21 protein-coding genes are annotated in these 21,559 nt (G+C 64.3%); 14 read left to right on the top strand and 7 right to left on the bottom strand.

What is annotated here, in order from left to right; all coding sequences use genetic code 11:
* Positions 1 to 457 precede the first annotated feature (457 nt).
* Positions 458 to 1,354, bottom strand: coding sequence for an alpha/beta hydrolase family protein (locus tag QRQ56_RS10575; protein ID WP_438739604.1), 897 nt, complete (start codon positions 1,352 to 1,354; stop codon positions 458 to 460).
* 181 nt (positions 1,355 to 1,535) lie between these two features.
* Here QRQ56_RS10575 and QRQ56_RS10570 point away from each other — a divergent pair, with 181 nt between their 5' ends.
* The 4 genes from QRQ56_RS10570 to QRQ56_RS10555 all read left to right on the top strand — a co-directional run bounded on the left by QRQ56_RS10570 (position 1,536) and on the right by QRQ56_RS10555 (position 5,714).
* Positions 1,536 to 2,924 (top strand): class II 3-deoxy-7-phosphoheptulonate synthase, encoded by a 1,389-nt coding sequence (locus tag QRQ56_RS10570; protein WP_438739602.1) that lies wholly within the window; start codon positions 1,536 to 1,538, stop codon positions 2,922 to 2,924.
* Positions 2,925 to 2,928: 4 nt separating this feature from the next.
* Complete coding sequence (locus QRQ56_RS10565; RefSeq protein ID WP_438739600.1) at positions 2,929 to 3,282, top strand: diacylglycerol kinase; 354 nt, start codon at positions 2,929 to 2,931, stop codon at positions 3,280 to 3,282.
* Between the two features lie 22 nt (positions 3,283 to 3,304).
* The gene (locus QRQ56_RS10560) at positions 3,305 to 5,062 is read left to right on the top strand and encodes an NAD+ synthase (RefSeq protein WP_438739599.1); all 1,758 of its coding nucleotides are present in this window, start codon (positions 3,305 to 3,307) and stop codon (positions 5,060 to 5,062) included.
* Between the two features lie 142 nt (positions 5,063 to 5,204).
* Positions 5,205 to 5,714 carry a putative immunity protein gene (locus tag QRQ56_RS10555; protein ID WP_438739598.1) on the top strand — a complete coding sequence of 170 codons (510 nt, stop codon included), beginning with the start codon at positions 5,205 to 5,207 and terminating at the stop codon, positions 5,712 to 5,714.
* A gap of 168 nt (positions 5,715 to 5,882) precedes the next feature.
* On the opposite strand, the gene QRQ56_RS10550 is transcribed toward QRQ56_RS10555, so the two are convergent.
* Both QRQ56_RS10550 and QRQ56_RS10545 read right to left on the bottom strand, forming a co-directional pair.
* Positions 5,883 to 7,073 carry a DUF2865 domain-containing protein gene (locus tag QRQ56_RS10550; protein ID WP_438739597.1) on the bottom strand — a complete coding sequence of 397 codons (1,191 nt, stop codon included), beginning with the start codon at positions 7,071 to 7,073 and terminating at the stop codon, positions 5,883 to 5,885.
* Positions 7,074 to 7,216: 143 nt separating this feature from the next.
* On the bottom strand, positions 7,217 to 7,522 hold the full coding sequence (locus QRQ56_RS10545) for a hypothetical protein (protein WP_438739596.1): 306 nt from the start codon (positions 7,520 to 7,522) through the stop codon (positions 7,217 to 7,219).
* 290 nt (positions 7,523 to 7,812) lie between these two features.
* On the opposite strand from QRQ56_RS10545, the gene QRQ56_RS10540 reads away from it, so the two are divergent.
* From QRQ56_RS10540 to QRQ56_RS10525, 4 genes are all read left to right on the top strand, one after another.
* The gene (locus QRQ56_RS10540) at positions 7,813 to 9,516 is read left to right on the top strand and encodes a cysteine--tRNA ligase (protein ID WP_438739594.1); all 1,704 of its coding nucleotides are present in this window, start codon (positions 7,813 to 7,815) and stop codon (positions 9,514 to 9,516) included.
* Between the two features lie 115 nt (positions 9,517 to 9,631).
* Positions 9,632 to 10,123 carry a GNAT family N-acetyltransferase gene (locus QRQ56_RS10535; protein WP_438739592.1) on the top strand — a complete coding sequence of 164 codons (492 nt, stop codon included), beginning with the start codon at positions 9,632 to 9,634 and terminating at the stop codon, positions 10,121 to 10,123.
* On the top strand, positions 10,120 to 11,718 hold the full coding sequence (gene cimA, locus QRQ56_RS10530) for a citramalate synthase (protein ID WP_438739590.1): 1,599 nt from the start codon (positions 10,120 to 10,122) through the stop codon (positions 11,716 to 11,718). Before QRQ56_RS10535 ends, cimA begins: the two co-directional genes overlap by 4 nt.
* Before the next feature lie 140 nt (positions 11,719 to 11,858).
* Positions 11,859 to 12,236 carry a VOC family protein gene (locus QRQ56_RS10525; RefSeq protein ID WP_438739589.1) on the top strand — a complete coding sequence of 126 codons (378 nt, stop codon included), beginning with the start codon at positions 11,859 to 11,861 and terminating at the stop codon, positions 12,234 to 12,236.
* Between the two features lie 6 nt (positions 12,237 to 12,242).
* On the opposite strand, the gene QRQ56_RS10520 is transcribed toward QRQ56_RS10525, so the two are convergent.
* Positions 12,243 to 13,160 (bottom strand): LysR family transcriptional regulator, encoded by a 918-nt coding sequence (locus QRQ56_RS10520; protein WP_438739587.1) that lies wholly within the window; start codon positions 13,158 to 13,160, stop codon positions 12,243 to 12,245.
* 101 nt (positions 13,161 to 13,261) lie between these two features.
* On the opposite strand from QRQ56_RS10520, the gene QRQ56_RS10515 reads away from it, so the two are divergent.
* Positions 13,262 to 13,879 carry an FMN-dependent NADH-azoreductase gene (locus tag QRQ56_RS10515; protein ID WP_438739585.1) on the top strand — a complete coding sequence of 206 codons (618 nt, stop codon included), beginning with the start codon at positions 13,262 to 13,264 and terminating at the stop codon, positions 13,877 to 13,879.
* Positions 13,880 to 13,978: 99 nt separating this feature from the next.
* Here the strand turns inward: QRQ56_RS10515 and QRQ56_RS10510 are convergent, their stop codons facing one another.
* Positions 13,979 to 14,584, bottom strand: coding sequence for a TIGR00730 family Rossman fold protein (locus tag QRQ56_RS10510; RefSeq protein ID WP_438739584.1), 606 nt, complete (start codon positions 14,582 to 14,584; stop codon positions 13,979 to 13,981).
* A gap of 201 nt (positions 14,585 to 14,785) precedes the next feature.
* Between QRQ56_RS10510 and QRQ56_RS10505 the strand changes: the two genes are divergently transcribed.
* From QRQ56_RS10505 to QRQ56_RS10490, 4 genes are all read left to right on the top strand, one after another.
* Positions 14,786 to 16,741, top strand: coding sequence for an ABCB family ABC transporter ATP-binding protein/permease (locus tag QRQ56_RS10505; RefSeq protein ID WP_438739582.1), 1,956 nt, complete (start codon positions 14,786 to 14,788; stop codon positions 16,739 to 16,741).
* A 77-nt stretch (positions 16,742 to 16,818) separates the two neighbouring features.
* Positions 16,819 to 17,517, top strand: a complete 699-nt coding sequence (locus QRQ56_RS10500) for a phosphatidylserine decarboxylase (RefSeq protein ID WP_438739580.1) — start codon at positions 16,819 to 16,821, stop codon at positions 17,515 to 17,517.
* An 85-nt stretch (positions 17,518 to 17,602) separates the two neighbouring features.
* Entirely contained in the window at positions 17,603 to 18,484 is an 882-nt protein-coding gene (locus tag QRQ56_RS10495) for a CDP-alcohol phosphatidyltransferase family protein (RefSeq protein ID WP_438739579.1), read from the top strand.
* A 136-nt stretch (positions 18,485 to 18,620) separates the two neighbouring features.
* Positions 18,621 to 19,340: an RraA family protein gene (locus QRQ56_RS10490; RefSeq protein WP_438739577.1), complete on the top strand. Its 720-nt coding sequence runs from the start codon at positions 18,621 to 18,623 to the stop codon at positions 19,338 to 19,340.
* Between the two features lie 5 nt (positions 19,341 to 19,345).
* Here the strand turns inward: QRQ56_RS10490 and QRQ56_RS10485 are convergent, their stop codons facing one another.
* Positions 19,346 to 19,636: a hypothetical protein gene (locus QRQ56_RS10485; RefSeq protein ID WP_438739575.1), complete on the bottom strand. Its 291-nt coding sequence runs from the start codon at positions 19,634 to 19,636 to the stop codon at positions 19,346 to 19,348.
* A gap of 155 nt (positions 19,637 to 19,791) precedes the next feature.
* A complete protein-coding gene (gene plsY, locus QRQ56_RS10480) occupies positions 19,792 to 20,472 on the bottom strand; it encodes a glycerol-3-phosphate 1-O-acyltransferase PlsY (RefSeq protein WP_438739573.1) in 681 nt (226 codons plus the stop codon).
* A gap of 298 nt (positions 20,473 to 20,770) precedes the next feature.
* Here plsY and QRQ56_RS10475 point away from each other — a divergent pair, with 298 nt between their 5' ends.
* Entirely contained in the window at positions 20,771 to 21,544 is a 774-nt protein-coding gene (locus tag QRQ56_RS10475; RefSeq protein ID WP_438739571.1) for a motility protein A, read from the top strand.
* The last annotated feature ends 15 nt before the right edge of the window (positions 21,545 to 21,559 follow it).

Raw genomic sequence — 21,559 nt, 5'->3', positions numbered from 1 at the left:
GGCGGTGCGCTGCAGAGCCGGGGCCCATGCATCAGCGAGTGCGCGGCTTGCTGGGTCCCGGCTCTGCGGAGCGTCACTGCGTGCCGCACCGCGTCCGGGACACGAGAGAGATGTCCGCTTCTCCTACACCTTCCGTCATTGCGAGAAGCTCAGCGACAAAATTGCGTAGCAATTTTGCGCAGATGCGACGAAGCAATCCAGACTGCCACCGCGGATGCATTCCTGGATTGCTTCGCTGCGCTCGCAATGACGGTGTTGAGACAGTGCGTGTTCAAACGATGATCTCGTGCCCCGGACGCAGTGCAGCCCCGGCGATGCGAAGCATCGTCCGGTGCGGTGCGCTGCAGAGCCGGGGCCCATGCAACAGCGAGTGCGCGGCCTGCTGGGTCCCGGCTCTGCGGAGCGTCACTGCGTGCCGCACCGCGTCCGGGACACGAGAGAGACGCAAAGCCGCCTCTCACTCCCCCTGAATCCATTCCGCCACGCCGCGCCACAGCGTGTCGCGGTGATCGGGGCGGAAGAAGCCGAAATGGCCGATGCCCTTGGCGCCGACGTCGGACGGCTTGACTGTCAGCACCTCCGGCTTGACCCCGGTGAAGCCGCTCGCGAGCAGCTCGACCGCCGGCCGTGTCGCCCAGGGGTCGTCGGAAAAGCACAGCGCCCGCAGCTCGCCCTTGAAGTTCGCAAAATTCTCCAGCGCGGGCAGCTTGGAATCGAAGAGATAGCGCGGGCTCGAGACCCACTCGGCCCATTGCAGGAAGACGCCCTTGGGCAGATCCTCGCCGACGCCGGCCCAGCCCGGCGCATAGCCGAGCGCGTGGACCAGCGGGACGCCGACGAAATTCATGAAGGCGAAGACGCGATATTTCTCCGGCGCGGTCATCAGCCGCCAGGTCGCCGCCTGCGAAGCGACGAAGGCGGCGCGCGAGATGTCGGTGTTGTTTTCGATCAGCCCGAGCGCCTGGCCGCCGAAGGAGTGGCCGATATAGGCCAGCGGCAGACCTTGATAGCGCTCGCGCATCCAGCGCACCGCGGCGGTGACGTCGAGCGCGGCCCAGTCCGACATCGAGGCCTTGAAGCCGACCAGCGATTTCGGCTGGTTGTAGCCGACCATCGCCGGCAGCCTGCTGTCGCCGATGCCGCGGTAGTCGTAAGTCAGCACCGCGCAGCCGCGATGGGCGAGGTAGGAGGCGAAACCGCGATAGATCTTGCGCGGGACCGCGGTCGCCGAATTGATCAGCACCGCATGGCGCTTGGTGCCACGCGGCAGGAACAGCGTGCCGGTCAGCCCATACCCGTCGGTCGCCGGGAAGCTGATCTCGTCGATGAAAACGTCGTCCAGTGCCGCGTCCATGGGGATGGATGTGCCGCCAGTTTCCTCTGCCAACCCCAGCAAATGCGAATTTGGCTTTTCCCGCAAGGGTTTGCGATACGAAACGGATTTACAACTGGCGGCGTCGCGCCAGCCTGTGTATAAGGCGGCCCTCGCAACCCCCAGATCAGGTTGCACTTTTTTGCTTCACGGAGAGATTGTGATGTCCGAGCGGTGGACGCCCGAGTCCTGGCGCAGCAAGCCGGTGCTACAGGTGCCCGACTATCCCGACGCCAAGGCTCTGGCCGACGTCGAGGCGCAGCTTGCGACCTTTCCGCCGCTGGTGTTCGCGGGCGAGGCGCGCAATCTGAAGAAGGCCCTGGGCCGGGTTGCGGCCGGCGAGGCCTTCCTGCTCCAGGGCGGCGACTGCGCCGAGAGCTTTGCCGAGCACGGCGCCAACAACATCCGCGATTTCTTCCGCGTGCTGCTGCAGATGGCGGTGGTGCTGACCTATGCCGGCGCGGTGCCGGTGGTGAAGGTCGGCCGCGTCGCCGGCCAGTTCGCAAAGCCGCGCTCCTCGCCGACCGAGAAGCTTGATGGCGTCGAGCTGCCGAGCTATCGCGGCGACATCGTCAACGACATCGCCTTCACCAAGGAAGCGCGCGTCCCCGATCCGCAGCGCCAGCTGATGGCCTATCGCCAGTCGGCCGCGACGCTGAACCTGCTGCGCGCCTTCGCCACCGGCGGCTACGCCAATCTCGGCAGCGTGCATCAATGGATGCTCGGCTTCCTCAAGGATTCGCCGCAGTCCCGCCGCTACAAGGAGCTGGCCGACCGCATCTCGGACGCGCTCAACTTCATGCGCGCCTGCGGTCTCGATCTCGAAGCCCATCCCGAGCTGCGCGCCACCGATTTCTACACCAGTCACGAGGCGCTGCTGCTCGGCTACGAGCAGGCCCTGACCCGCGTCGATTCGACGACGGGCGACTGGTACGCGACCTCGGGCCACATGATCTGGATCGGCGATCGCACCCGCCAGCTCGATCACGGCCACATCGAATATTTCCGCGGCATCAAGAACCCGATCGGGCTGAAGTGCGGTCCGTCGCTCAAGCCGGAAGAGTTGTTGAAGCTGATCGACGTGCTCAACCCCGACAACGAGCCGGGCCGGCTGACGCTGATCGGCCGCTTCGGCTCCGACAAGGTCGGCGAGCATCTGCCGAACATGATCCGCGCAGTGAAGCGCGAGGGCAGGGTGGTGGTGTGGTCGTGCGATCCCATGCACGGCAACACGATCACCTCCACGTCGGGCTACAAGACGCGCCCCTTCGACCGCATCCTGTCCGAGGTGAAGTCGTTCTTCGCGATCCATGCCGCCGAAGGCACCCATGCCGGCGGCGTGCATCTGGAGATGACCGGCCAGGACGTCACCGAATGCCTTGGCGGTGCCCGCGCGATCACCGACGAGGACCTCAACGACCGCTACCACACGGTCTGCGATCCCCGCCTCAACGCCGAGCAATCCATCGACATGGCCTTCCTGGTCGCAGAGCTCCTCAAGCAGGAGCGCGCAGGCAAGGCCCAGCCGATGCCGGTCGCAGCGGGGCTCTAGAACCTTGTTGCGGATCTGGAAGGCCACGATCAATTCCCGTAACGGTCTGGCCTTTGCATTTCGGTCGGAGCAGGCCGTTCGCGAGGAAATCGTTGCGCTGCTGCTGTCGATACCGCTCGCCTGGTTGATCGGCGCGACCGCGATGCGCGCCGTCGAGCTGGTCTGCTCGGTTGCGTTCGTGCTGACGGTCGAGCTGCTCAACACCGCGATCGAAAAGCTCGCCGACCGGCTGACGATGGACCACGACAAGCAGATCGGCCGGGTCAAGGACATGGGCTCGGCGGCGGTCGGCGTGGCGTTGCTGATGGCCGGCGCGTTCTGGATCATCGCCATCGTCGAGCGGCTGGGTTTCATCTGACGCGGATCGAACAGGGGCGGCCATGACCGAACGTCTCAATGCATTCGCGGTCACGCTCGCCCAGCTCAATCCTGTTATGGGCGACATCGAGGGCAATGCTGCCAAAGTGCGCGCTGCGCGCGCGCAGGCCGTCGCCGATGGCGCCCATCTCGTGCTGTTTCCCGAATTGTTCATCGCCGGCTATCCGCCGGAAGATCTGGTGCAGAAGCCGGCGTTTCAGGCGGCCTGCCGCACGGCGATCGAGGCGCTGGCGCGCGAGACCGCCGATGGCGGGCCGGCCATGTTGGTCGGCACGCCCTGGGTCGAGGACGGCAAGCTCTACAATGCCTGCGCGCTGCTCGACGGCGGCCGCATCGCCGCGCTTCGCTTCAAGTGCAATTTGCCGAACTACGGCGTGTTCGACGAGAAGCGGCTGTTTGCGCGTGGGCCCGCTGCGGGACCGGTGACCGTGCGCGGGGTTCGCATCGGCGTGCCGATCTGCGAGGACATCTGGCTGGAGGAGTCCGGGGATTACGAGAACGTGGTCGAGACGCTGGCCGAGACCGGCGCCGAGATCATCCTGGTCCCCAACGGCTCGCCTTACGCCCGCGACAAGAACGACGTGCGGCTGTCCGTTGCGGTCGCCCGCGTCACCGAGAGCGGGCTGCCGCTGGTCTATCTCAACCAGGTTTGCGGCCAGGACGAGCTGGTGTTCGACGGCGCGTCCTTCGCGCTCAACGGCGATCTCTCGCTCGCAGCGCAATTGCCGGCGTTCGAGGACAGCATCGTCACGCTGCGCTTCGCGCGAAGCGGCGACGACTGGCGCTGCACCGGACCGATTGTGGAGCAAGTCGAGGGCGACAAGGCCGATTACGCCGCCTGCGTGCTTGGCCTGCGCGACTATGTCGCCAAGAACGGGTTTCCCGGCGTGCTGCTCGGCATCTCCGGCGGGATCGATTCAGCGCTGTGCGCGGCCATCGCGGTCGATGCGCTCGGCGCCGATCAGGTGCACGGCGTGATGCTGCCGTATCGTTTTACGGCGGCACACTCGATCGCCGACGCCGGTGAACTCGCCGGCCATCTCGGTATCCGCTACGAGGTGCTGCCGATCGCCGAAGCCGTAACCGGCTTCGAGACCATCCTCTCCGGCCTCTTCAAGAATCTGCCGCCTGACATCACCGAGGAGAACCTTCAGGCCCGCACCCGCGGCACGCTGCTGATGGCGATCTCCAACAAGACCGGCCTGATGGTGGTGACGACAGGCAACAAGTCCGAGATGTCGGTCGGCTACGCCACGCTCTATGGCGACATGAACGGCGGCTTCAACCCGATCAAGGACATCTACAAGACGCAGGTGTTTCGGCTGGCGGCTCTGCGCAATGGCTGGAAGCCGGACGGCGCGCTCGGCCCCTCCGGCGAGGTGATCCCGCCCGACATCATCACGCGTCCGCCGAGTGCGGAGCTGCGCGAGAACCAGACAGATCAGGATTCGCTGCCGCCTTACGAGGTGCTCGACGCGATCCTCGCACGTCTGGTCGAACGCGAGGAGCCGCTGGATCAGATCATCGCCGCCGGCTTCGATCGCGAGACCGTGCTGCGCATCGACCATCTGCTCAACGTTGCCGAATACAAACGCCGCCAGGCCGCGCCCGGCGTGAAGGTGACGCCGAGGAATTTCGGCCGCGACCGCCGCTATCCCATCACCAACCGCTTCCGCGACAAGGGCGAGAAGCTGCCGGCGGCGGACGAGACGCTGGTCTCCCGCGGCAGCAAGGCCTCGATCGACGCGTTCGAGGGGTAGGGCGCCGTCGCTATACGTCACGCCGTCATCATCGGCACATGCGGATGCGTCAGGCGACCGAATTCAGCCATAGAGCATTCATAGGCATGGCCGGCTGTTGGTAGCGGGCGGGCGAAGCGTGGCAAACGAGATTGCTCTGGACATGGAGGACCTCCGTCGGGTCGCCGCCTACGCGGTGGAGAATGCCGCGGAGGTGCTGGAGATATTCGAGCGGGCGCATCCCGCGGATGCCCGTCCGCGCGATGCGCTCGACACCGTCCGGACGTTCGTGCAAGGAGGCAAGCGCGGCAAGGCGCTGCGCGATGCGGCGTGGGCGGCCATGAGGGCGGCACAGGAATCTGAAGCTGCGGCCGCAAGCCAGGCTGCCCGCGCCGCGATGTGCGCATCATCTGCGGCCTATCTTCATCCGTTGGCGCGTGCGACCCAGGTCAGGCACATCCTTGGTGCCTCCGCTCACGCCGCGCGGGCCATCGAGCTTGCCGCTTGTGATGCGCCCGCGTCTGGTGCCGACTATCTCGGACGTGCCGTCCGGCGCGCGAGCCCCGGGCTCGTCGAGGTGCTGCGCCGCTATCCGCTTGCACCGCCGGGCGGCGGGCGGGTCGGCGAACTCATGCGCGTCATCGATCGCAGGATTCGCGGCGAATTGACGTGAGCTGGGCGAGGTGCGTGGTCTTGCGGCCTGCAGCATTGTCATCATCCGCGAAGGCGGATGATCCAGTACGCCGCGGCCGATATTGTGAAAACCGACGTCCGCCGCGGAGTACTGGATGCCCCGCCTTCGCGAGGCATGACAGTTGAGATTGGAGCGGGCGCCTTACGCTTATTTCTGCTGCTGCGGCAGGAAGGTCGGGCCGACCGAGCGGATTGGCTTGTTCTCGGAGCTCGCCGCAGTGCCGGTGTCCGCGGGCGGCGCTGCGGCCGGTGCGGTCGCCGTGGTCGGCGCGGGAGCAGCGCCCTTTTTGGCGTTGGCAGGCGTGCCCTTGTTGAGCCGCTGCTGCTGCATTTTCTTGGCGCTCTCCTCGGTGACGATGATGTCGCCCTGCTGCTCGGCGGTAGCCTTGTCGTCGGCCGATTTCAGCGCGTCCGCCCAGGTCTGGCCTGCGGCCTTGCAGGAGCAGGACGGGTTGAACTCGCTGCGGAATTTGAAGGCGGTCGGCAGCGCCGAGTAGGGCTGGCCGCTGATCGAGACCGCCGAGTTCATGTCCTCGCCGGGATTGCGATGGGTGTAGAGCACGGCCTCCGCGGCCGGGCACAGCGCCTTGCAGGTCTTCTCGTCGTCGGGGAAGCGCGCCGGCACCGTCGCGAAAGAGACCGGGAAGTAGGCGCCGTCGCAGGTGCGCACGCACACGGTTCGGAAAGTGCCGGATTGCGGTCCGAGGTCGGAGGGCGGCACGCCTTGCGGGTTGTTCGGATTGTTGCCGCCGAACAGATTGCTGAGGAAATTGCCGCCGCCTTGCTGCTGCGCCGCAGCCGCATATTGCGGGCCGCAATTGTTCTGCGCCAGCGCAACCAGCACCGACCGGCGCTGGTTGTCGCGCTCGGGGCTGTAGCCACCGCCACCGCCGCCGCGCAGGCGCTCGAGATTGCCGGTGATCTGATCCAGATTGGCGCGCATCTGCTGGATCTGGGTGTTGACCGGGCCGCATTGGGCCGACTGGCCGTTGAACAGCGAGAAGAAGCCGGAGGAATCGCAGCCCATGCGCTTGGCCTGCATGGTGACGCGGTCGAGCTCGGCCTGCTGCTTGGCCTGGGAATCCTGGTAACGACGGATCTGCTCCTCGCGCGCGGGGTCGCCACCGCCGCCACCACGATCCAGCGCGGCGAGCTGGCCTTCCAGCCGCACGCACATCGGGTTGGTCCCGAGGCCGTTCTGGCCAGCCTGCGGCGGCGGTCCGGGCGGACCTGCCTGAGCGATGGCGCCAGTGGTGAGCATGGCCGTGCTCAAGAGCACGGTGCAGGCAAGGAGAAGGCGAGCACGGGAGAGAGTCAGGAATTCAGGCATATCCGCCATTCTAGCGAGGTCACGGCCCAATGTGACTTTCCACGTGACTTGGCAGGGCCGAAGCGCGCCCTCCCATAGCCGCTTCCTGCGGCATCGTCACGTCGTTTCGGGGGCCAAGGGACCGGCCTAAGCTGCGCCAGCTCCGAGCAAATTCAGCGCTGGCAGGTGATTGCGACATATTCGTCGCAATGCCCATGAGAGCAATTTGTGCCGGATTTGGGGACAGAGCCGGTAATTTCGTCGGGATCGACCCGGCGATAGCTGGATGCCTGGGCAAAATCGCGTGACTGGCAATAGGTGCGCGCGGCGGAGGCGCCGCATTTGTCGCCCTTGGCCAGGCACTGGTCGACACCGTAGCCGCTGGCCTGGTTGGCGATGATGAAGACGCGGCTCTCGGCGAGGGCGCTGGAGGCCGCAAAGACGAAGGCGCTGGCAATCAGCGCGGGCAAAAATCGCATGAAAAAGCACCGGGGCAAAAAAGGGGAACCGCCGGTTCCAAAATGGGCTCAAATGGTTAGGGGATCATGAACCATTGTGGCGGGCCGTGCGCTTTACGGGAGATAAAACGGCGTTTTCGCGGCTCTCTTGACGGAAGGGCGCCTGATAGCCCATATGTTCGGCATGAACGGTCTCCTCGCCATTTGTGCCATTTGCCGCGAGATTACGAGCTAGCGATTCGCTGGCTGGTGCCGTCTTTTCTCAAAACATTGAGAGCCTCGGACGCCCGGCCGCAAGGGATGGGTTTGTCATGGAATTGCGCCTCTACGATACGCTGAGCCGGGAAAAGCGTGCCTTCGTGCCGCTCGATAAGAACAATGTCCGCATGTATGTCTGCGGACCGACCGTCTATGACTTCGCCCATATCGGCAATGCCCGGCCGGTGATCGTGTTCGACGTGCTGTTTCGCCTGCTGCGCCATCTCTACGGCGAGGCCCATGTCACGTACGTCCGCAACATCACCGACGTGGACGACAAGATCAACGCGCGGGCGTTGCGCGATCATCCCGACCTGCCGTTGAATGACGCCATACGCAAGGTGACCGAGGCGACCGCAAGTCAGTTTCAGGCTGATGTAGAGGCGCTTGGCTGCTTGACCCCGACCTATCAACCCCGTGCAACCGACTTCGTGCTGCCGCGCCCCGATGGTCGGACTGACATGAAGAGTCTAATCCAGCAACTTCTCGACCGGAATCACGCCTATCTCGCTACAGGCAGTGAAGGAAAAGAAATTCTGTTCGATGTGAGTTCGATGCAGGACTATGGCGCTCTTTCAAAGCGTAGACTTGACCAGCAGATTCCTGGTGCTCGCATCGCCGTAGATTCTCATAAGAGGAATGCGGAAGACTTTGTTCTCTGGAAGGAGTCTGGAGCAAAAGAACCCGGCTGGAACGGCGAATTCAAGCCCAACCCAAAGAGTGGCTATGATGCAGAGTTCACGATTCCTCGTGAAAATGCGTCTGAACTTCAACTAAATTCGCGGGTGGTTGCCATTCACGGAAGGCCAGGCTGGCACATCGAGTGCTCGGCCATGTCGGCCGCCTATCTCGATAAGGTTTTCGACATTCATGGTGGCGGCCTCGATCTTATCTTCCCACATCATGAGAACGAAATTGCCCAGTCCCGTTGTGCGCACGGGACCGAAGGGATGGCAAATTTCTGGATGCACAATGGCTTCGTGGAGGTCGAAGGTAGGAAGATGTCGAAGTCCGAAGGCAACTTCGTGACGATTCGAGAACTCTTAGAGAAGTGGCCAGGCGACGTGCTCCGCCTGCAGATGCTTATGACTCACTACCGATCGCCGAGCGATTGGACGGAAGCGCGAGCAGCTCAGGCTAATGCTGAGCTTGAAGACTGGGCATTCCTCTTGCAATCGCACTACGAATTTCCAGAGCATGCCTTCCCACCGCCAGCCGAGATATCAAAGATATTGGCTGACGATCTCGATACGCCCAACGCATTGACTCTTTTGCGAGAGCAATACTCGCGGGCAAAGAAAGGAACGATCTCTCAAATGCTTGAGTTCGCTTCGTCTTGCCGCTTCTTGGGCTTTCGTAACCTAGATCGGCCCGGGTACTTCGAGCAGATAAATCTGGCCATTGGTGCTGGTGCAAGCGAAGCAGCATCCAAGAACGCTAGGCGTATCCAGGCTTTGAGAGCTGCGTACGCGAATAATGCACCAAGCGAAGCCACAAGTTCGATCACTTCGGAGATAGAGAAAAGCGGCGTTAGAGTTGAAGTCAATCCAAAAGGCAAGGTTATACTTGTTTTGGGGCAAAGAAGCGAAATCGACGCTCAAGCCAAGGCTCTAATCGATCTAAGGAACGTCGCTCGAGCAAATAAAAACTTCGCCGAAGCTGATCGTCTTCGCGGCGTGCTTGCTGAAATGGGTGTTACCCTCCGCGATTTCAAAGACCCTGATACAGGAGAACCAAAGAGCGAGATTATGCGATGAAGCGGCCCGACACGCCTTTCCCGCGTCACTGGCTCTATTACATCGCCCTGAAGGTCCTGCTGCTTGGAGCTGCCGTGGCGATCGTGCTGAAACTCTACGGGATGTGGTGAAGACGATGGGACAGACTTTGCCAAAGGCCGGCTTGCGGCCGTTCCTGCCTGATGACGTGCCAGTGCTCGCCGCGATCTTCACCGCCAGCATCGAAGAGCTGACCGGCGACGATTACAGCGAGGCCCAGCAACAGGCCTGGATGGAAGCGGCCGAGGACGAGGAGTTCGGCAAGCGGCTCGCTGCCGACCTGACGCTGATCGCGACGATCGAAGGCTCGCCGGTGGGCTTTGCCTCACTGCGTGGCACCGACCACATCCGCATGCTCTACGTCCATCCGGCCGTGGCCGGACAAGGCATCGCCACCATGCTGGTCGATGCGCTGGAGAAGCTTGCCGGTGGCCGCGGCGCATCCAGCCTCTCGGTCGATGCCAGCGACACCGCGCAGGGCTTTTTCGCCAAGCGCGGCTACACCGCCCAGCAACGGAACAGCGTCACCATCAATGACGAGTGGCTTGCCAACACCACCATGAAGAAGACGCTCGGAGCCGCGGCATGAGCAAGGAGCGCCTTTATTTGTTCGACACCACGCTGCGCGACGGCGCGCAGACCAACGGCGTCGATTTCACGCTTCAAGACAAGCAGGTCATCGCGGCGATGCTCGACGACCTCGGCATCGACTACGTCGAAGGGGGCTATCCCGGCGCCAATCCGGCCGACACCGAATTTTTCGGCACCAAGCCGACGTTCAAGCATGCGCGTTTCACCGCCTTCGGCATGACGCGCCGGGCAGGGCGCTCGGTCTCGAACGACCCCGGCGTGGCCGGACTCCTCGAAGCGAAGGCGGATGCGATCTGCTTCGTGGCGAAGTCCTCGGCCTATCAGGTACGCGTCGCGCTGGAGACCACGAAAGAGGAAAACCTCGCCTCGATCCGCGACAGCGTCGCGGCCGCGAAGGCCGCCGGCCGCGAGGTCATGCTCGACTGCGAGCATTTCTTCGACGGCTACAAGGAAGATCCCGATTTTGCGCTGGCCTGCGCCAAGGCTGCTTATGACGCCGGCGCGCGCTGGGTGGTGCTGTGCGACACCAATGGCGGCACCATGCCCAACGAGGTCGAGGCCATCGTCACGGAGGTGACGAAACACATTCCCGGCGATCATGTCGGCATCCACGCCCATAACGACACCGAGCAGGCGGTGGCCAATTCGCTGGCCGCGGTGCGGGCCGGCGCCCGGCAAATCCAGGGCACGCTGAACGGTCTTGGCGAGCGCTGCGGCAACGCCAATCTCTGCTCGCTGATCCCGACCCTGAAATTGAAGAAGGATTTTGCCGACGCCTTCGAGATCGGCGTCACTGCCGAGAAGCTGGCGACGCTGGTCAAGGTCTCGCGCACGCTCGACGACATGCTCAACCGCGTGCCGAACCGGCATGCGGCTTACGTCGGCGAGAGCGCCTTCGTCACCAAAACCGGCATTCATGCGTCCGCGGTGTTGAAGGACCCGCAGACCTACGAGCACGTGCTGCCGGATCTGGTCGGCAATCACCGCAAGGTGCTGGTTTCGGACCAGGCCGGACGATCCAACGTCATCGCCGAGCTCGATCGTGCCGGCATCGCCTACGAGAAGAGCGATCCGAAGCTGACGCGCCTCGTCGAGGAGTTGAAGGAGCGCGAGGCCGCCGGCTACGCCTATGAATCCGCCAACGCCTCGTTCGAGCTGCTGGCGCGCCGCACGCTCGGCAAGGTGCCGCATTATTTCGAGGTCGAGCAGTTCGACGTCAATGTCGAGCAGCGCTACAACGCGCTCGGTGAGCGCGTCACCGTGGCGCTCGCGGTGGTGAAGGTCGACGTCGCCGGCGAGCACCTGATCTCGGCCGCCGAAGGCAACGGCCCCGTCAACGCGCTCGACGTCGCCATGAGGAAGGACCTCGGCAAGTACCAGAAGTACATCGAGGGCCTGAAGCTGATCGACTACCGGGTGCGTATCCTCAACGGCGGCACCGGCGCGGTCACGCGCGTGCTGATCGAGAGCGAGGACGAGAACGGCGACAGTTGGACCACGGTCGGCGTGTCCCCGAACATCATCGACGCCTCGTTCCAGGCGCTGATGGATTCGGTGATCTACAAGCTCGTGAAGTCGGGCGCACCGGCGTAGGTCCTGCAACGGCTGTCATACCCCGCGAAGGCGGGGTATCCAGTACGCCGCGGCTTCTCGGTAGCTCTCGGGCGTCTCGGAATACTGGATCGCCCGGTCAAGCCGGGCGATGACAGTTGGGGGGAGGAAAGAGCCAAGCCATGATCGACCACATCTCCGTCGGCGTCAGCGATCTCGATCGCGCCGCGAAATTCTACGAGGCCACGCTCGCAGCTCTCGGTCTCACACGCCTCGTCACGCGGCCACGGACGGTCGGCTTCGGCAAGGCCTATCCCGAGTTCTGGATCAATCTGCGCGAGGCCATGCCGCACGTAGCCCCCGAGAGCGGCGTGCACATCTGCCTGCGGGCGAAGACGACGGGTGAGGTCGACGCGTTTCATGCCGCAGCGCTGTCGGCAGGCGGGGCCTCTGATGGTGCGCCCGGCATCCGCCCGCACGATCGCGTGCGCTACTACGCGGCTTTCGTCACCGACCCTGATGGCAACCGCATAGAGGCTGTGACGTTCCCGAGCGCGTAGCGAGGCTCAGCGTCGCGCGCGCGTGGTCTGCTTCACCAGATGCCGGCGCAGGAAATCGATCGTTCGACGCACCTTGACGGGCAGGAATGCCCGGTTCGGGTAGAGCACATAGGCTGCGGTATCGAACGTCGTCGCCGTCACCTGCCAATCGGGAAACAGATCAACGAGCTTCCTGCCGGTGAGATCCTCGTCGATCAGCCAGTCTGGCAGCAGCGCCGGACCAAGGCCGGCACGCGCGCAATCGCGCAGCGCGAGCGCGTTCGAGAGCAGCAGATCGCCATGGACGGCGACCTCGCTGACGTCGCCGCGCCGGTTGCGAAACAGCCAGCGCGATCGGAAGCCGGGGAACGTGAACAGAAGACAGGACAGTGCGGAGAGGTCTGCGGGCCGCTTTGGCCGGGATACTCCGTCCAGATAGGCCGGACTTGCACAAACCCGATAACGCGTATCGAACAGCTTGGCGCCGACGAGGTCGCCGCTGACGCCGGGGCCGAGGCGGATGGCGAGGTCGATCCCCTCGCTGACCAGATCGAGATTGCTGTCCGTCAGGATGAGCTCGAGCTGGAGCTCGGGAAACTCCGTCCTGAATTTGGGCAGCAGCGGCACCAGGCAACGATTGCCGAATGCGACCGAAGCGGTCACGCGCAGCCGCCCGCGGGGAACGGTGCCGAGCGCGGTTGCCTCCTCGGCGGCGGCATCGAGCTCCTGGAGGGCGAGCTCGGCCCTGCGCACGTAGCGCTCGCCAGCCTCGGTCAGCGACATGCTGCGTGTGGTGCGCTGGAAAATGCGAAAGCCGAGCTGCTCCTCGACGGCAGCGATCATCCGCGAGACCGAGGAAGGGTCGACGTCGCGTTGCCGCGCCGCTCCGGCAAAGCTCGCCTGGCGAACGACGTCGATCACCAATCGGATTGAATTGATGTCCATTCGTGCAAAATAAGCACGAGCGTGGTGCAGCGCCAGCCGTTTTTGTCATGCTGGGCGGCGGATAGCGTCCGGGCCTCAACGTCGACATCCCGGAGAGCCCAATGCCTGTTTTGCTTCGTATCGATTCCAGCGCCCGCCTTCAGGGCTCCGTATCCCGCGATCTCGGCGACGGATTCGAGGCGGCGTGGCGCGCGCGCGGGGCGGACTTCCGGGTGACGCGGCGCGATCTCGCCACCGATCCGGTCCCGCAGATCACGCAGACGACGATCGCCGGCTTCTACACCGCCGCACAGGATATGACCGCCGAGCTGCGCGCCGCGACAGCTCTGTCGGACAAGCTGATTGCCGAGCTCAAATCGGCCGATGAGATCCTGATCACCGCGCCGATGTACAATTTCACGATTTCGGCGGCGCTCAAGGCCTGGATCGACCAGATCGTCCGCATCAATCAGACGTTCTCCTATGACGGCGTGAGCTTCCAGGGACTGCTGACCGCGCGACGCGCGACCGTGGCCAGCGCTTACGGCGCCGGCGGTTATCTCGCGGGCGGGCCTCTGGGCGGAGCGGATTTCTGCTTCAACTATCTGAAGTTCGTGCTGGGCTTCCTGGGGGTCGGCGAGATCCAGCAGATCGGCGTCGAGGCCACGACGGGCGATCCTGCCGACCTTGCCCGTCAGATCGAGCAGGCGAAGGCCGGTATCGCCGCCAAGGCGGCATGACGCGCCGAAACCCGGACCGCGCGTGATGAACCGCGACGTCGGCGTGAGCCACGTCGCGGGCATCGTTCAGCCCGGTCGGGATCGATAGGGTGCAAGCCTCTAAAGCTTGCGCGCCACCTCCGGTGCGAGATCGCGCTGGCTGTCGGGAATCTGCGCAGCCGCGGCGCGCAGCCGTGGGATGATTTCCTCGACCTTGTCCGCTTTCAGGATATCGACGGAAAGGCCGGCGCGGATGAACTGGGTCTGGCGCATGTGGGACACCAGAGAGAACAGCGGCTCCCAGAAATTGTCGATGTTGGCGAGCAGCACCGGCTTGGCGTGACGGCCGAGTTGCTGCCAGGTCAGCTGCTCGACCAGCTCTTCCAGCGTGCCGAGCCCTCCGGGCAAAGCGACGAAGGCGTCGGAGCGCTCGAACATCAGCCGCTTGCGCTCATGCATGTCGGGCGTGACGACCATCTCCTGCACCCGCGTCAGCGCGTTTTCGCGCATCCGGAGGAAGTCGGGGATGATGCCGGTGACGGTGCCGCCGTGATCCAGCACCGAGGTTGCGACCGCCCCCATCAGGCCAAGCGAGCCGCCGCCATAGACGAGGCGGATCTTGGCGTCCGCCAGCGCCTTGCCGAGCGCCTTGGCGCCTTCGATGAAGTTGGGATTGGTTCCAGGGCCGGAGCCGCAATAGACACAGATGGTTTTGATCGTGCTCATTGGTGCCATGATGCATTGCAGCGAAGAGGCGTCAAGCCCTTCAGGTGATTCGGATCGCCCGCAAATCTACCGGTAAATAGCGACAAACAATCGAAGAATCGCCATCTGGCGGGGTGCGCTGACATCGGGGAGGCTCTATATGACAGGCGAAAATCGTAAATCGCAGTGACGCCCGCATCCGGCGGGCTCTTGGGCTCTTTGATGAACCAACCTCAATCGTTCGACGGCGCCGACGTTCCCAATCCCGCCGGCAATCCCCCGGAACGTGGCACGCTGATGGGCACGCTCGCGCATCTGTGGCCCTATATCTGGCCGGGGGACCGCGCGGATCTGAAGATGCGGGTGGTGTGGTCGCTGGTGCTGCTGCTCGCGGCCAAGCTGATCACGCTCGCGGTGCCGTTCAGCTTCAAATGGGCGACGGACGCGCTGACCGGTGCCAATTCCGCGCCGGTGCAGGCGGACAATTGGCACCTCTGGGTGATCGCCTCGCCGCTGTTGCTGACGGCGAGCTACGGCGCGATGCGCATCATGATGGCGCTGCTGACGCAATGGCGCGACGGCATCTTCGCGCGCGTCGCCATGCATGCGGTGCGCAAGCTCGCCACCATCACCTTCATCCACATGCACGAGCTGTCTTTGCGCTTTCACCTCGAGCGCAAGACCGGCGGCCTGACGCGCGTGCTCGAGCGCGGCCGCGAGGGCATCGAGGTCATCGTCCGCATGGTGATCCTGCAGCTGATCCCGACCATCGTCGAGGTCTCGCTGCTGATGGCCGTGCTGCTCTGGCAGTTCGACTGGCGCTATGTGGCCGCCACCCTGATCACGGTCGTGGTCTACATGTACTACACCTATGTCGCGACCGAGTGGCGGATCGGCATCCGCCGCAAGATGAACGATTCCGACACCGAGGCGAACACCAAGGCGATCGACTCGCTGCTCAACTACGAGACCGTGAAGTATTTCGGCGCCGAGGCGCGCGAGGCACAGCGCTATGACAAATCGGTGGAGCGCTACGAGGAAGCGAGCGTCCGCACCTATACCTCGCTCGCGGTGCTCAACACCGGCCAGGCCATCATCTTCACCCTGGGCCTGACCGCGACCATGCTGATGTGCGCGATCGGCGTGCGCAACGGCACCAATACAGTCGGCGATTTCGTGCTGGTCAACGCCATGATGATCCAGCTCTACCAGCCCCTGAACTTCATGGGCATGGTCTATCGCGAGATCAAGCAGGCGATCATCGACATCGAGAAGATGTTCGGCGTGCTCGGCCGCGAGGCCGAGATCAAGGATGCGCCCGATGCCGAGCCGCTGGTCATCTCAGCCGGCACCGTGCGCTTCGAGGACGTGCGCTTTTCCTATGAGCCGACGCGTCCGATCCTCAAGGGCATCAGCTTCGAGGTGCCGGCCGGCAAGACCGTGGCCATCGTCGGCCCCTCCGGCGCGGGCAAGTCGACGATCTCCCGGCTGTTGTTCCGCCTCTACGACGTCTCCGGCGGCAAGATACTGATCGACGGCCAGGACATCCGCAGCGTGACGCAGGATTCGCTGCGTGCCTCGATCGGCATGGTCCCGCAGGACACCGTGCTGTTCAACGACACCATCCGCTACAACATCCGCTATGGCCGCTGGGACGCCGACGACGCCGAAGTCGAGGAGGCTGCGCGGCTGGCGCAGATCGACCATTTCATCCGCATGTCGCCCAAGGGCTACGAGACCCAGGTCGGCGAGCGCGGCCTGAAACTGTCCGGCGGCGAGAAGCAGCGCGTGGCGATCGCGCGCACCGTGCTGAAGGCGCCGCCGATCCTGGTGCTGGACGAGGCCACCTCGGCGCTCGATACCCATACCGAGCACGAGATCCAGGGGGCGCTCGACCGCGTGGCGAAGAACCGCACTTCGCTGGTGATCGCACACCGGCTTTCGACCATCGTCGGTGCCGACGAGATCATCGTGCTGGAGCAGGGCCGGATCGCCGAACGGGGCACCCACGCCAAGCTGCTCGCGCATGGCGGCCTCTATGCCAGCATGTGGAACAGGCAGCGCGAGGCCGAGGCGGCGCGCGAGAAACTGGCCCAGATGGCCGATACCGGCGAAGCGCCCAACCGGGAGCCGCCACCGGTCGATGACGCCCTGACGGCGCCCGCGGCAGCGGTGTGACCTTGTCTCGGGTCCCAACTCTGGCCTAAAGAGGCCCGCGCGACGACCCGTGCCATTAACCCGAGCGGCAGATAGCGATGTCCATTCTCGATTCGATCCAACGTCAGATCCCGCCGATCCACAAGGAGGGCTATCCCTTCATCGGCATCTTCGCGCTGGTCAGCATTTTCCTGATGTGGCTGTGGTCGCCGCTGGGCTGGATCGGCACCATCCTCACCGTATGGTGCGCGCTGTTCTTCCGCGATCCCGTGCGCGTGACGCCGGTGCGCGAGGGGCTGGTGGTGTCGCCGGCCGATGGCCGGGTCTCGATGATCACCATGGCGCTGCCGCCGGCCGAGCTCGGGCTCGGCGACCGGCCATTGCAACGCATCTCGGTGTTCATGAGCGTGTTCAACTGCCACGTGAACCGTGCTCCCGTGGCGGGCAGGGTGGACCGCATCGCCTATCGTCCCGGTCTCTTCATCAATGCCGAGCTCGACAAGGCGAGCGAGGACAATGAGCGCAATTCGCTGGTGATCTCGACGCCGACGGCGCGCATCGGCGTTGTCCAGATCGCGGGCCTCGTCGCCAAGCGCATCGTCTGCTTCGTCAGGGAAGGCCAGGCGATCGGTGCCGGCGAGCGTTTCGGCCTGATCCGCTTCGGCTCGCGGCTCGACGTCTATCTGCCCGTCGGCACCAAGGCGCTGGTCTCGGAAGGGCAGACCGCCATCGCCGGTGAGACAATTCTGGCCGATCTGGCCGGAGACGACCCCGGTCGCGCCTTCCGCGCCAATTAACCAATAGTCGCGCCAAGGGGGGCTTCCGCCGCAATGGCGGAGGGGGATGCGGCTTGCTATATCTCGCCTCGAGGTGAGGACAGCCATGACGCCCTATGACTTCAAATACCCCGATACGCGCCGCCGGCGGTTCCGCCCGATCCCGGTGCGGATGCTGGTACCCAACGTCATCACGCTGCTGGCGATCTGCGCCGGCCTGACCTCGATCCGGCTGTCGATCGAGGGGCGGATGTCGCTCGCCGTCTATGCCATCGTGTTCGCGGCCGCCCTCGACGGCATCGATGGCCGCATCGCGCGCATGATCAAGGGCCAGTCCAAGTTCGGCGCCGAGCTCGACAGCCTCGCCGATTTCGTCAATTTCGGCGTCGCGCCCGGCCTGATGCTGTATTTCTGGCAGCTGCACGAGCTCGGCAATGCCGGCTGGATCGCCGCGATGGTGTTCGCGATTTCCGGCGGCCTGCGCCTCGCCCGCTTCAACGCCACCATGGACGATCCGAACAAGCCGGCCTTCGCCGCCAATTTCTTCACCGGCGTGCCGGCGCCGGCCGGCGCCATCACGGTGCTGCTGCCGATCTATGTCGCTTTCCTCGATCTCGGCCGTGCTCCTGCGGTGGTGACGGCGGCCTATACACTGGTGATCGCCTTCCTGATGGTGTCGCGTCTGCCGGTGTTCTCCGGCAAGACCAAGCGCATGCGCGTGCCGCCGGAGCTGGTGCTGCCGGCGTTCGTCGCCGTGATCGTCTTCATCGCGCTGCTGATCGCCTATCCCTGGCACGTGCTGTCGATCGGCACGGTGCTGTACCTGCTCGCTCTGCCGCTCGGCTTCAAATCCTATCGCGACCAGGCACGTGCGTTGGAAACGGCTGCGCCGGCGGACGGCGAGGTCTCGTCACCGCCGTCGGCGCCGACCCTGGCGAATTTGTCGGAGCCGCCGCAGGACGACGACCGGCCGGGGCGGCTGCACTGAACACGGCTGCACTGAACGGCGACACGCGGATATCTGCCATGAGGCCGGCCTGAGTTGGGTTGAGACCCGATCTCGGCTATATCGCCCTGTGACGGCGGCATCGTATCAATCAGCCGCCAATCTGGGAGAGAACGCCGTGACCGATAAAGCGACCGGGCCGCTGCCCGCTTCCGTCCTCGAAGCGCTGGGCCGCTACGACACGCCGACGATCTGCAATGCCATGGAGATCGTGGCGCCCGAGCGCAGGCTGATCGGCTACACCACCAAGCAACTGGTCTGCCCGTTCCCCGATTTGCCGCCGATCGTCGGCTATGCCCGCACGGTCGCGATCCGCTCGGTGCTGAAATCCTCGCTGCCGGCCGAAGAGCAGTCCAAGCGCCGCATCGAATATTACGAATATGTCGGCACCGGCCATGGCCCGCGCATCTCGGTGATCCAGGACATCGACGGCCCCGACGTCGGCTACGGCGCGTTCTGGGGCGAGGTGCAGAGCAATGTGCACAAGGCGCTCGGCTGCCTCGGCGTCATCACCGACGGCTCGATCCGCGACATTCCGCAATGGGCGCCGGGCTTCCAGGCGCTGGCCGGCTCGATCGGCCCGTCGCACGCCTGGGTACATGCCGAGAGCTTTGGCGGTGAGGTGCGCGTCGCCGGCATGACCGTGAAATCGGACGATCTGATCCACGCCGACCAGCACGGCGCCATCGTGATCCCGCACGACATTGCCGCGAAGCTGCCTGAGGCTGCCGAGCTCTGCGGTCGCCGCGAGACGCCGATCCTGGAGATCGCGCGCAGCCCCGACTTCTCGCTGGAGAAGCTCAAGGCCGCGCTGAAGCGCTCGGCGGAGATCCACTAAGGCGATTACGGCCGTGAGGCCGGTCGTGGGCCGCCTTGTTCGAGAAACAGGGCGGCCTGATCCGGCTCGCCAAACACCGCGGCGGCGCATCCGATCAGGGTGAAGCCGCCGGCGAGGTCCCACAGGGTGATGTCGTCCGTGTCGCCAGAACTGTGAAGCAGGCGCGCCGCGATCACGGCAAAGCCGGCTTCGACGAACAGCAGAACGCTGAATGCCGGCAGCACGAGCGCCGGCTCCATCAGATGGAATGCCAGCACCGCGGGCAACGCGGTGAGAAGACTGAACAGCGTCAACATTGCAAATCGCTCCCGTCATGGAGCAGGCCGGCAGAGCCGTAGACTACCGCATGGTCTCGCGCCGCGGATGTGGCGCAGGGCCGCAGTGGCTCGCCGTATGGGCCTCCAAGCTCGTGAGCTTCAAGCGCGCAGCTTCGACGATCAATGAGTGGCTCTTACGCTTTCGCCGCCGGCTCCGGACTGAATTGTCCAAACCGTGGCTCTGTCCCGGCCAGCAGTCGCTCAATATTGGCGCGATGGCGCACGATCACATAGATGCCACCTGCAATCACCATCAATCGGTAAGGCAACGGCTGTTCGAGGATGCAGACGAGGGCGATCGCCGTCAGCGCGGCCAATATCGAGCCCAACGAGACGATGCGTGAAGCGGCCAGTGCGACAGCAAAAGCGATTGCGGCCCCAAGACCGACTGGCCACGACATCGCCAGCAGGACTCCGAGCCCAGTCGCCGCGGATTTGCCACCTGTGAAGCTCAGCCAGATCGAAAGCGCGTGTCCCAGCAATGCGGCAAGTCCTGAAAGACACACGGCCCAGTCCGTCCAGCCTTGCGGATCGAGCGCTGCCGGCGGCGTGACCGATGGCAATTTGAATATCCAACCAAAGAACCAGCGGGCGAACACAATCGCCGCGGCGCCTTTGAGCACATCGACCAAAAGCACGACCAACGCGGGCCATTTTCCAAGCGTGCGCAACACATTTGTCGCACCGGTCGATCTAGAGCCATGCTCTCGAATATCGATACCCCTCAGCAGCTTCCCTGCCAGAAAGCCGGTGGGTACAGAACCCAAGAGATAGGCGATGACCAATCCCATCGCGCTCGCCAGCCAGAAGATCATCGGTGACACCTCGATGCCGTTGTATCAGCCAATACGGCTGCGCGCTCACGAGCCCGCGGGCTAGACCTCGAAGACAGCATCGCGCGGCGCCGCAATTATGGTTACCAATGCGTTGAAATTCCAGTCGGCAGACGGCAAAGCCGGCGTTTGTTCCGCATGCCGCGCCGGTCCGGCGCGCCGCCTCAACTTAACCTTTACGCGGCTTTAAGGGCGGCGCTCTAGGGTTTCCAATGCGGTTCGGGGTTGGACCGCGCCACCGGCCAGGACGGCCGTTGTTGCGTTCGCGTTGGAGTCTCCCATGGATATCATGACGGCCGTCGGCCTTGTGGCGGGCATTATCGTCATCGCGACCATGATGCTGCTGGGTGGCGATCTCCACATGTTCATCTCCGAGCATGCGATGATCATCATCTTCGGCGGCTCGATCTCCGCAACCATGATCCGCTTTCCGCTGTCCGCGCTGATGCATGGCATGCCGCTCGGCCTGAAATTCGCTTTCACCATGAGCCGCCTGTCGGCCCACGACCTCGTCGACGAACTCGCTCGCATCGCCGAGATCGCCCGCAAGCAGGGTCCGGTCGGCCTTGAAAAGGTCGAGACCGACGAGCCCTTCCTCGCCAAGGGCATCCGCTACGTCGCCGACGGCTACGACCTCGATTTCATCCGCGACAACCTCGAGCGCGACCGCGACAATTTTCTCATGCATCTGGACGAGGGCAGCAAGATCTATCGCGCCATCGGCGATTGCGCCCCGGCCTTCGGCATGGTCGGCACGCTGATCGGCATGGTGCAGATGTTCGCCAACATGACCGACCCCTCCAAGCTCGGCCCGTTCATGGCGACCGCGCTGCTCGCCACGCTGTACGGCGCGCTGGTCGCGAACCTGTTCTGTACCCCGATCGCCGACAAGCTGCACGGCAAGCTGCTGGACGAAGAAACCAACCGCACGCTGATCATCGACGGCATCCTGATGATCCGCGACTCCAAGAGCCCGACCCTGGTGCGTGAAATGCTGCTGGCCTACCTGCCGGAGAAGCATCGTCATGCCGAGGGCGAGCCGGTGCCGGCGTAAGCCTGCCCGCCGGGA

The sequence above is a fragment of the Bradyrhizobium sp. U531 genome, assembly GCF_051710265.1.
Classification (GTDB): domain Bacteria; phylum Pseudomonadota; class Alphaproteobacteria; order Rhizobiales; family Xanthobacteraceae; genus Bradyrhizobium.
Note: the sequence above shows the minus strand (reverse complement) of the source record. Positions and strands in the feature narration are given on the sequence as shown.

Coding starts and splice junctions, on each gene's coding strand:
- QRQ56_RS10575 (WP_438739604.1), bottom strand. CDS start 1,354: ATGGACGCGGCACTGGACGACGTTTTCATCGACGAGATCAGCTTCCCG.
- QRQ56_RS10570 (WP_438739602.1), top strand. CDS start 1,536: ATGTCCGAGCGGTGGACGCCCGAGTCCTGGCGCAGCAAGCCGGTGCTA.
- QRQ56_RS10560 (WP_438739599.1), top strand. CDS start 3,305: ATGACCGAACGTCTCAATGCATTCGCGGTCACGCTCGCCCAGCTCAAT.
- QRQ56_RS10555 (WP_438739598.1), top strand. CDS start 5,205: ATGGAGGACCTCCGTCGGGTCGCCGCCTACGCGGTGGAGAATGCCGCG.
- QRQ56_RS10550 (WP_438739597.1), bottom strand. CDS start 7,073: ATGGCGGATATGCCTGAATTCCTGACTCTCTCCCGTGCTCGCCTTCTC.
- QRQ56_RS10545 (WP_438739596.1), bottom strand. CDS start 7,522: ATGCGATTTTTGCCCGCGCTGATTGCCAGCGCCTTCGTCTTTGCGGCC.
- QRQ56_RS10540 (WP_438739594.1), top strand. CDS start 7,813: ATGGAATTGCGCCTCTACGATACGCTGAGCCGGGAAAAGCGTGCCTTC.
- QRQ56_RS10535 (WP_438739592.1), top strand. CDS start 9,632: ATGGGACAGACTTTGCCAAAGGCCGGCTTGCGGCCGTTCCTGCCTGAT.
- cimA (WP_438739590.1), top strand. CDS start 10,120: ATGAGCAAGGAGCGCCTTTATTTGTTCGACACCACGCTGCGCGACGGC.
- QRQ56_RS10525 (WP_438739589.1), top strand. CDS start 11,859: ATGATCGACCACATCTCCGTCGGCGTCAGCGATCTCGATCGCGCCGCG.
- QRQ56_RS10520 (WP_438739587.1), bottom strand. CDS start 13,160: ATGGACATCAATTCAATCCGATTGGTGATCGACGTCGTTCGCCAGGCG.
- QRQ56_RS10515 (WP_438739585.1), top strand. CDS start 13,262: ATGCCTGTTTTGCTTCGTATCGATTCCAGCGCCCGCCTTCAGGGCTCC.
- QRQ56_RS10510 (WP_438739584.1), bottom strand. CDS start 14,584: ATGAGCACGATCAAAACCATCTGTGTCTATTGCGGCTCCGGCCCTGGA.
- QRQ56_RS10505 (WP_438739582.1), top strand. CDS start 14,786: ATGAACCAACCTCAATCGTTCGACGGCGCCGACGTTCCCAATCCCGCC.
- QRQ56_RS10500 (WP_438739580.1), top strand. CDS start 16,819: ATGTCCATTCTCGATTCGATCCAACGTCAGATCCCGCCGATCCACAAG.
- QRQ56_RS10495 (WP_438739579.1), top strand. CDS start 17,603: ATGACGCCCTATGACTTCAAATACCCCGATACGCGCCGCCGGCGGTTC.
- QRQ56_RS10485 (WP_438739575.1), bottom strand. CDS start 19,636: ATGTTGACGCTGTTCAGTCTTCTCACCGCGTTGCCCGCGGTGCTGGCA.
- plsY (WP_438739573.1), bottom strand. CDS start 20,472: ATGATCTTCTGGCTGGCGAGCGCGATGGGATTGGTCATCGCCTATCTC.
- QRQ56_RS10475 (WP_438739571.1), top strand. CDS start 20,771: ATGGATATCATGACGGCCGTCGGCCTTGTGGCGGGCATTATCGTCATC.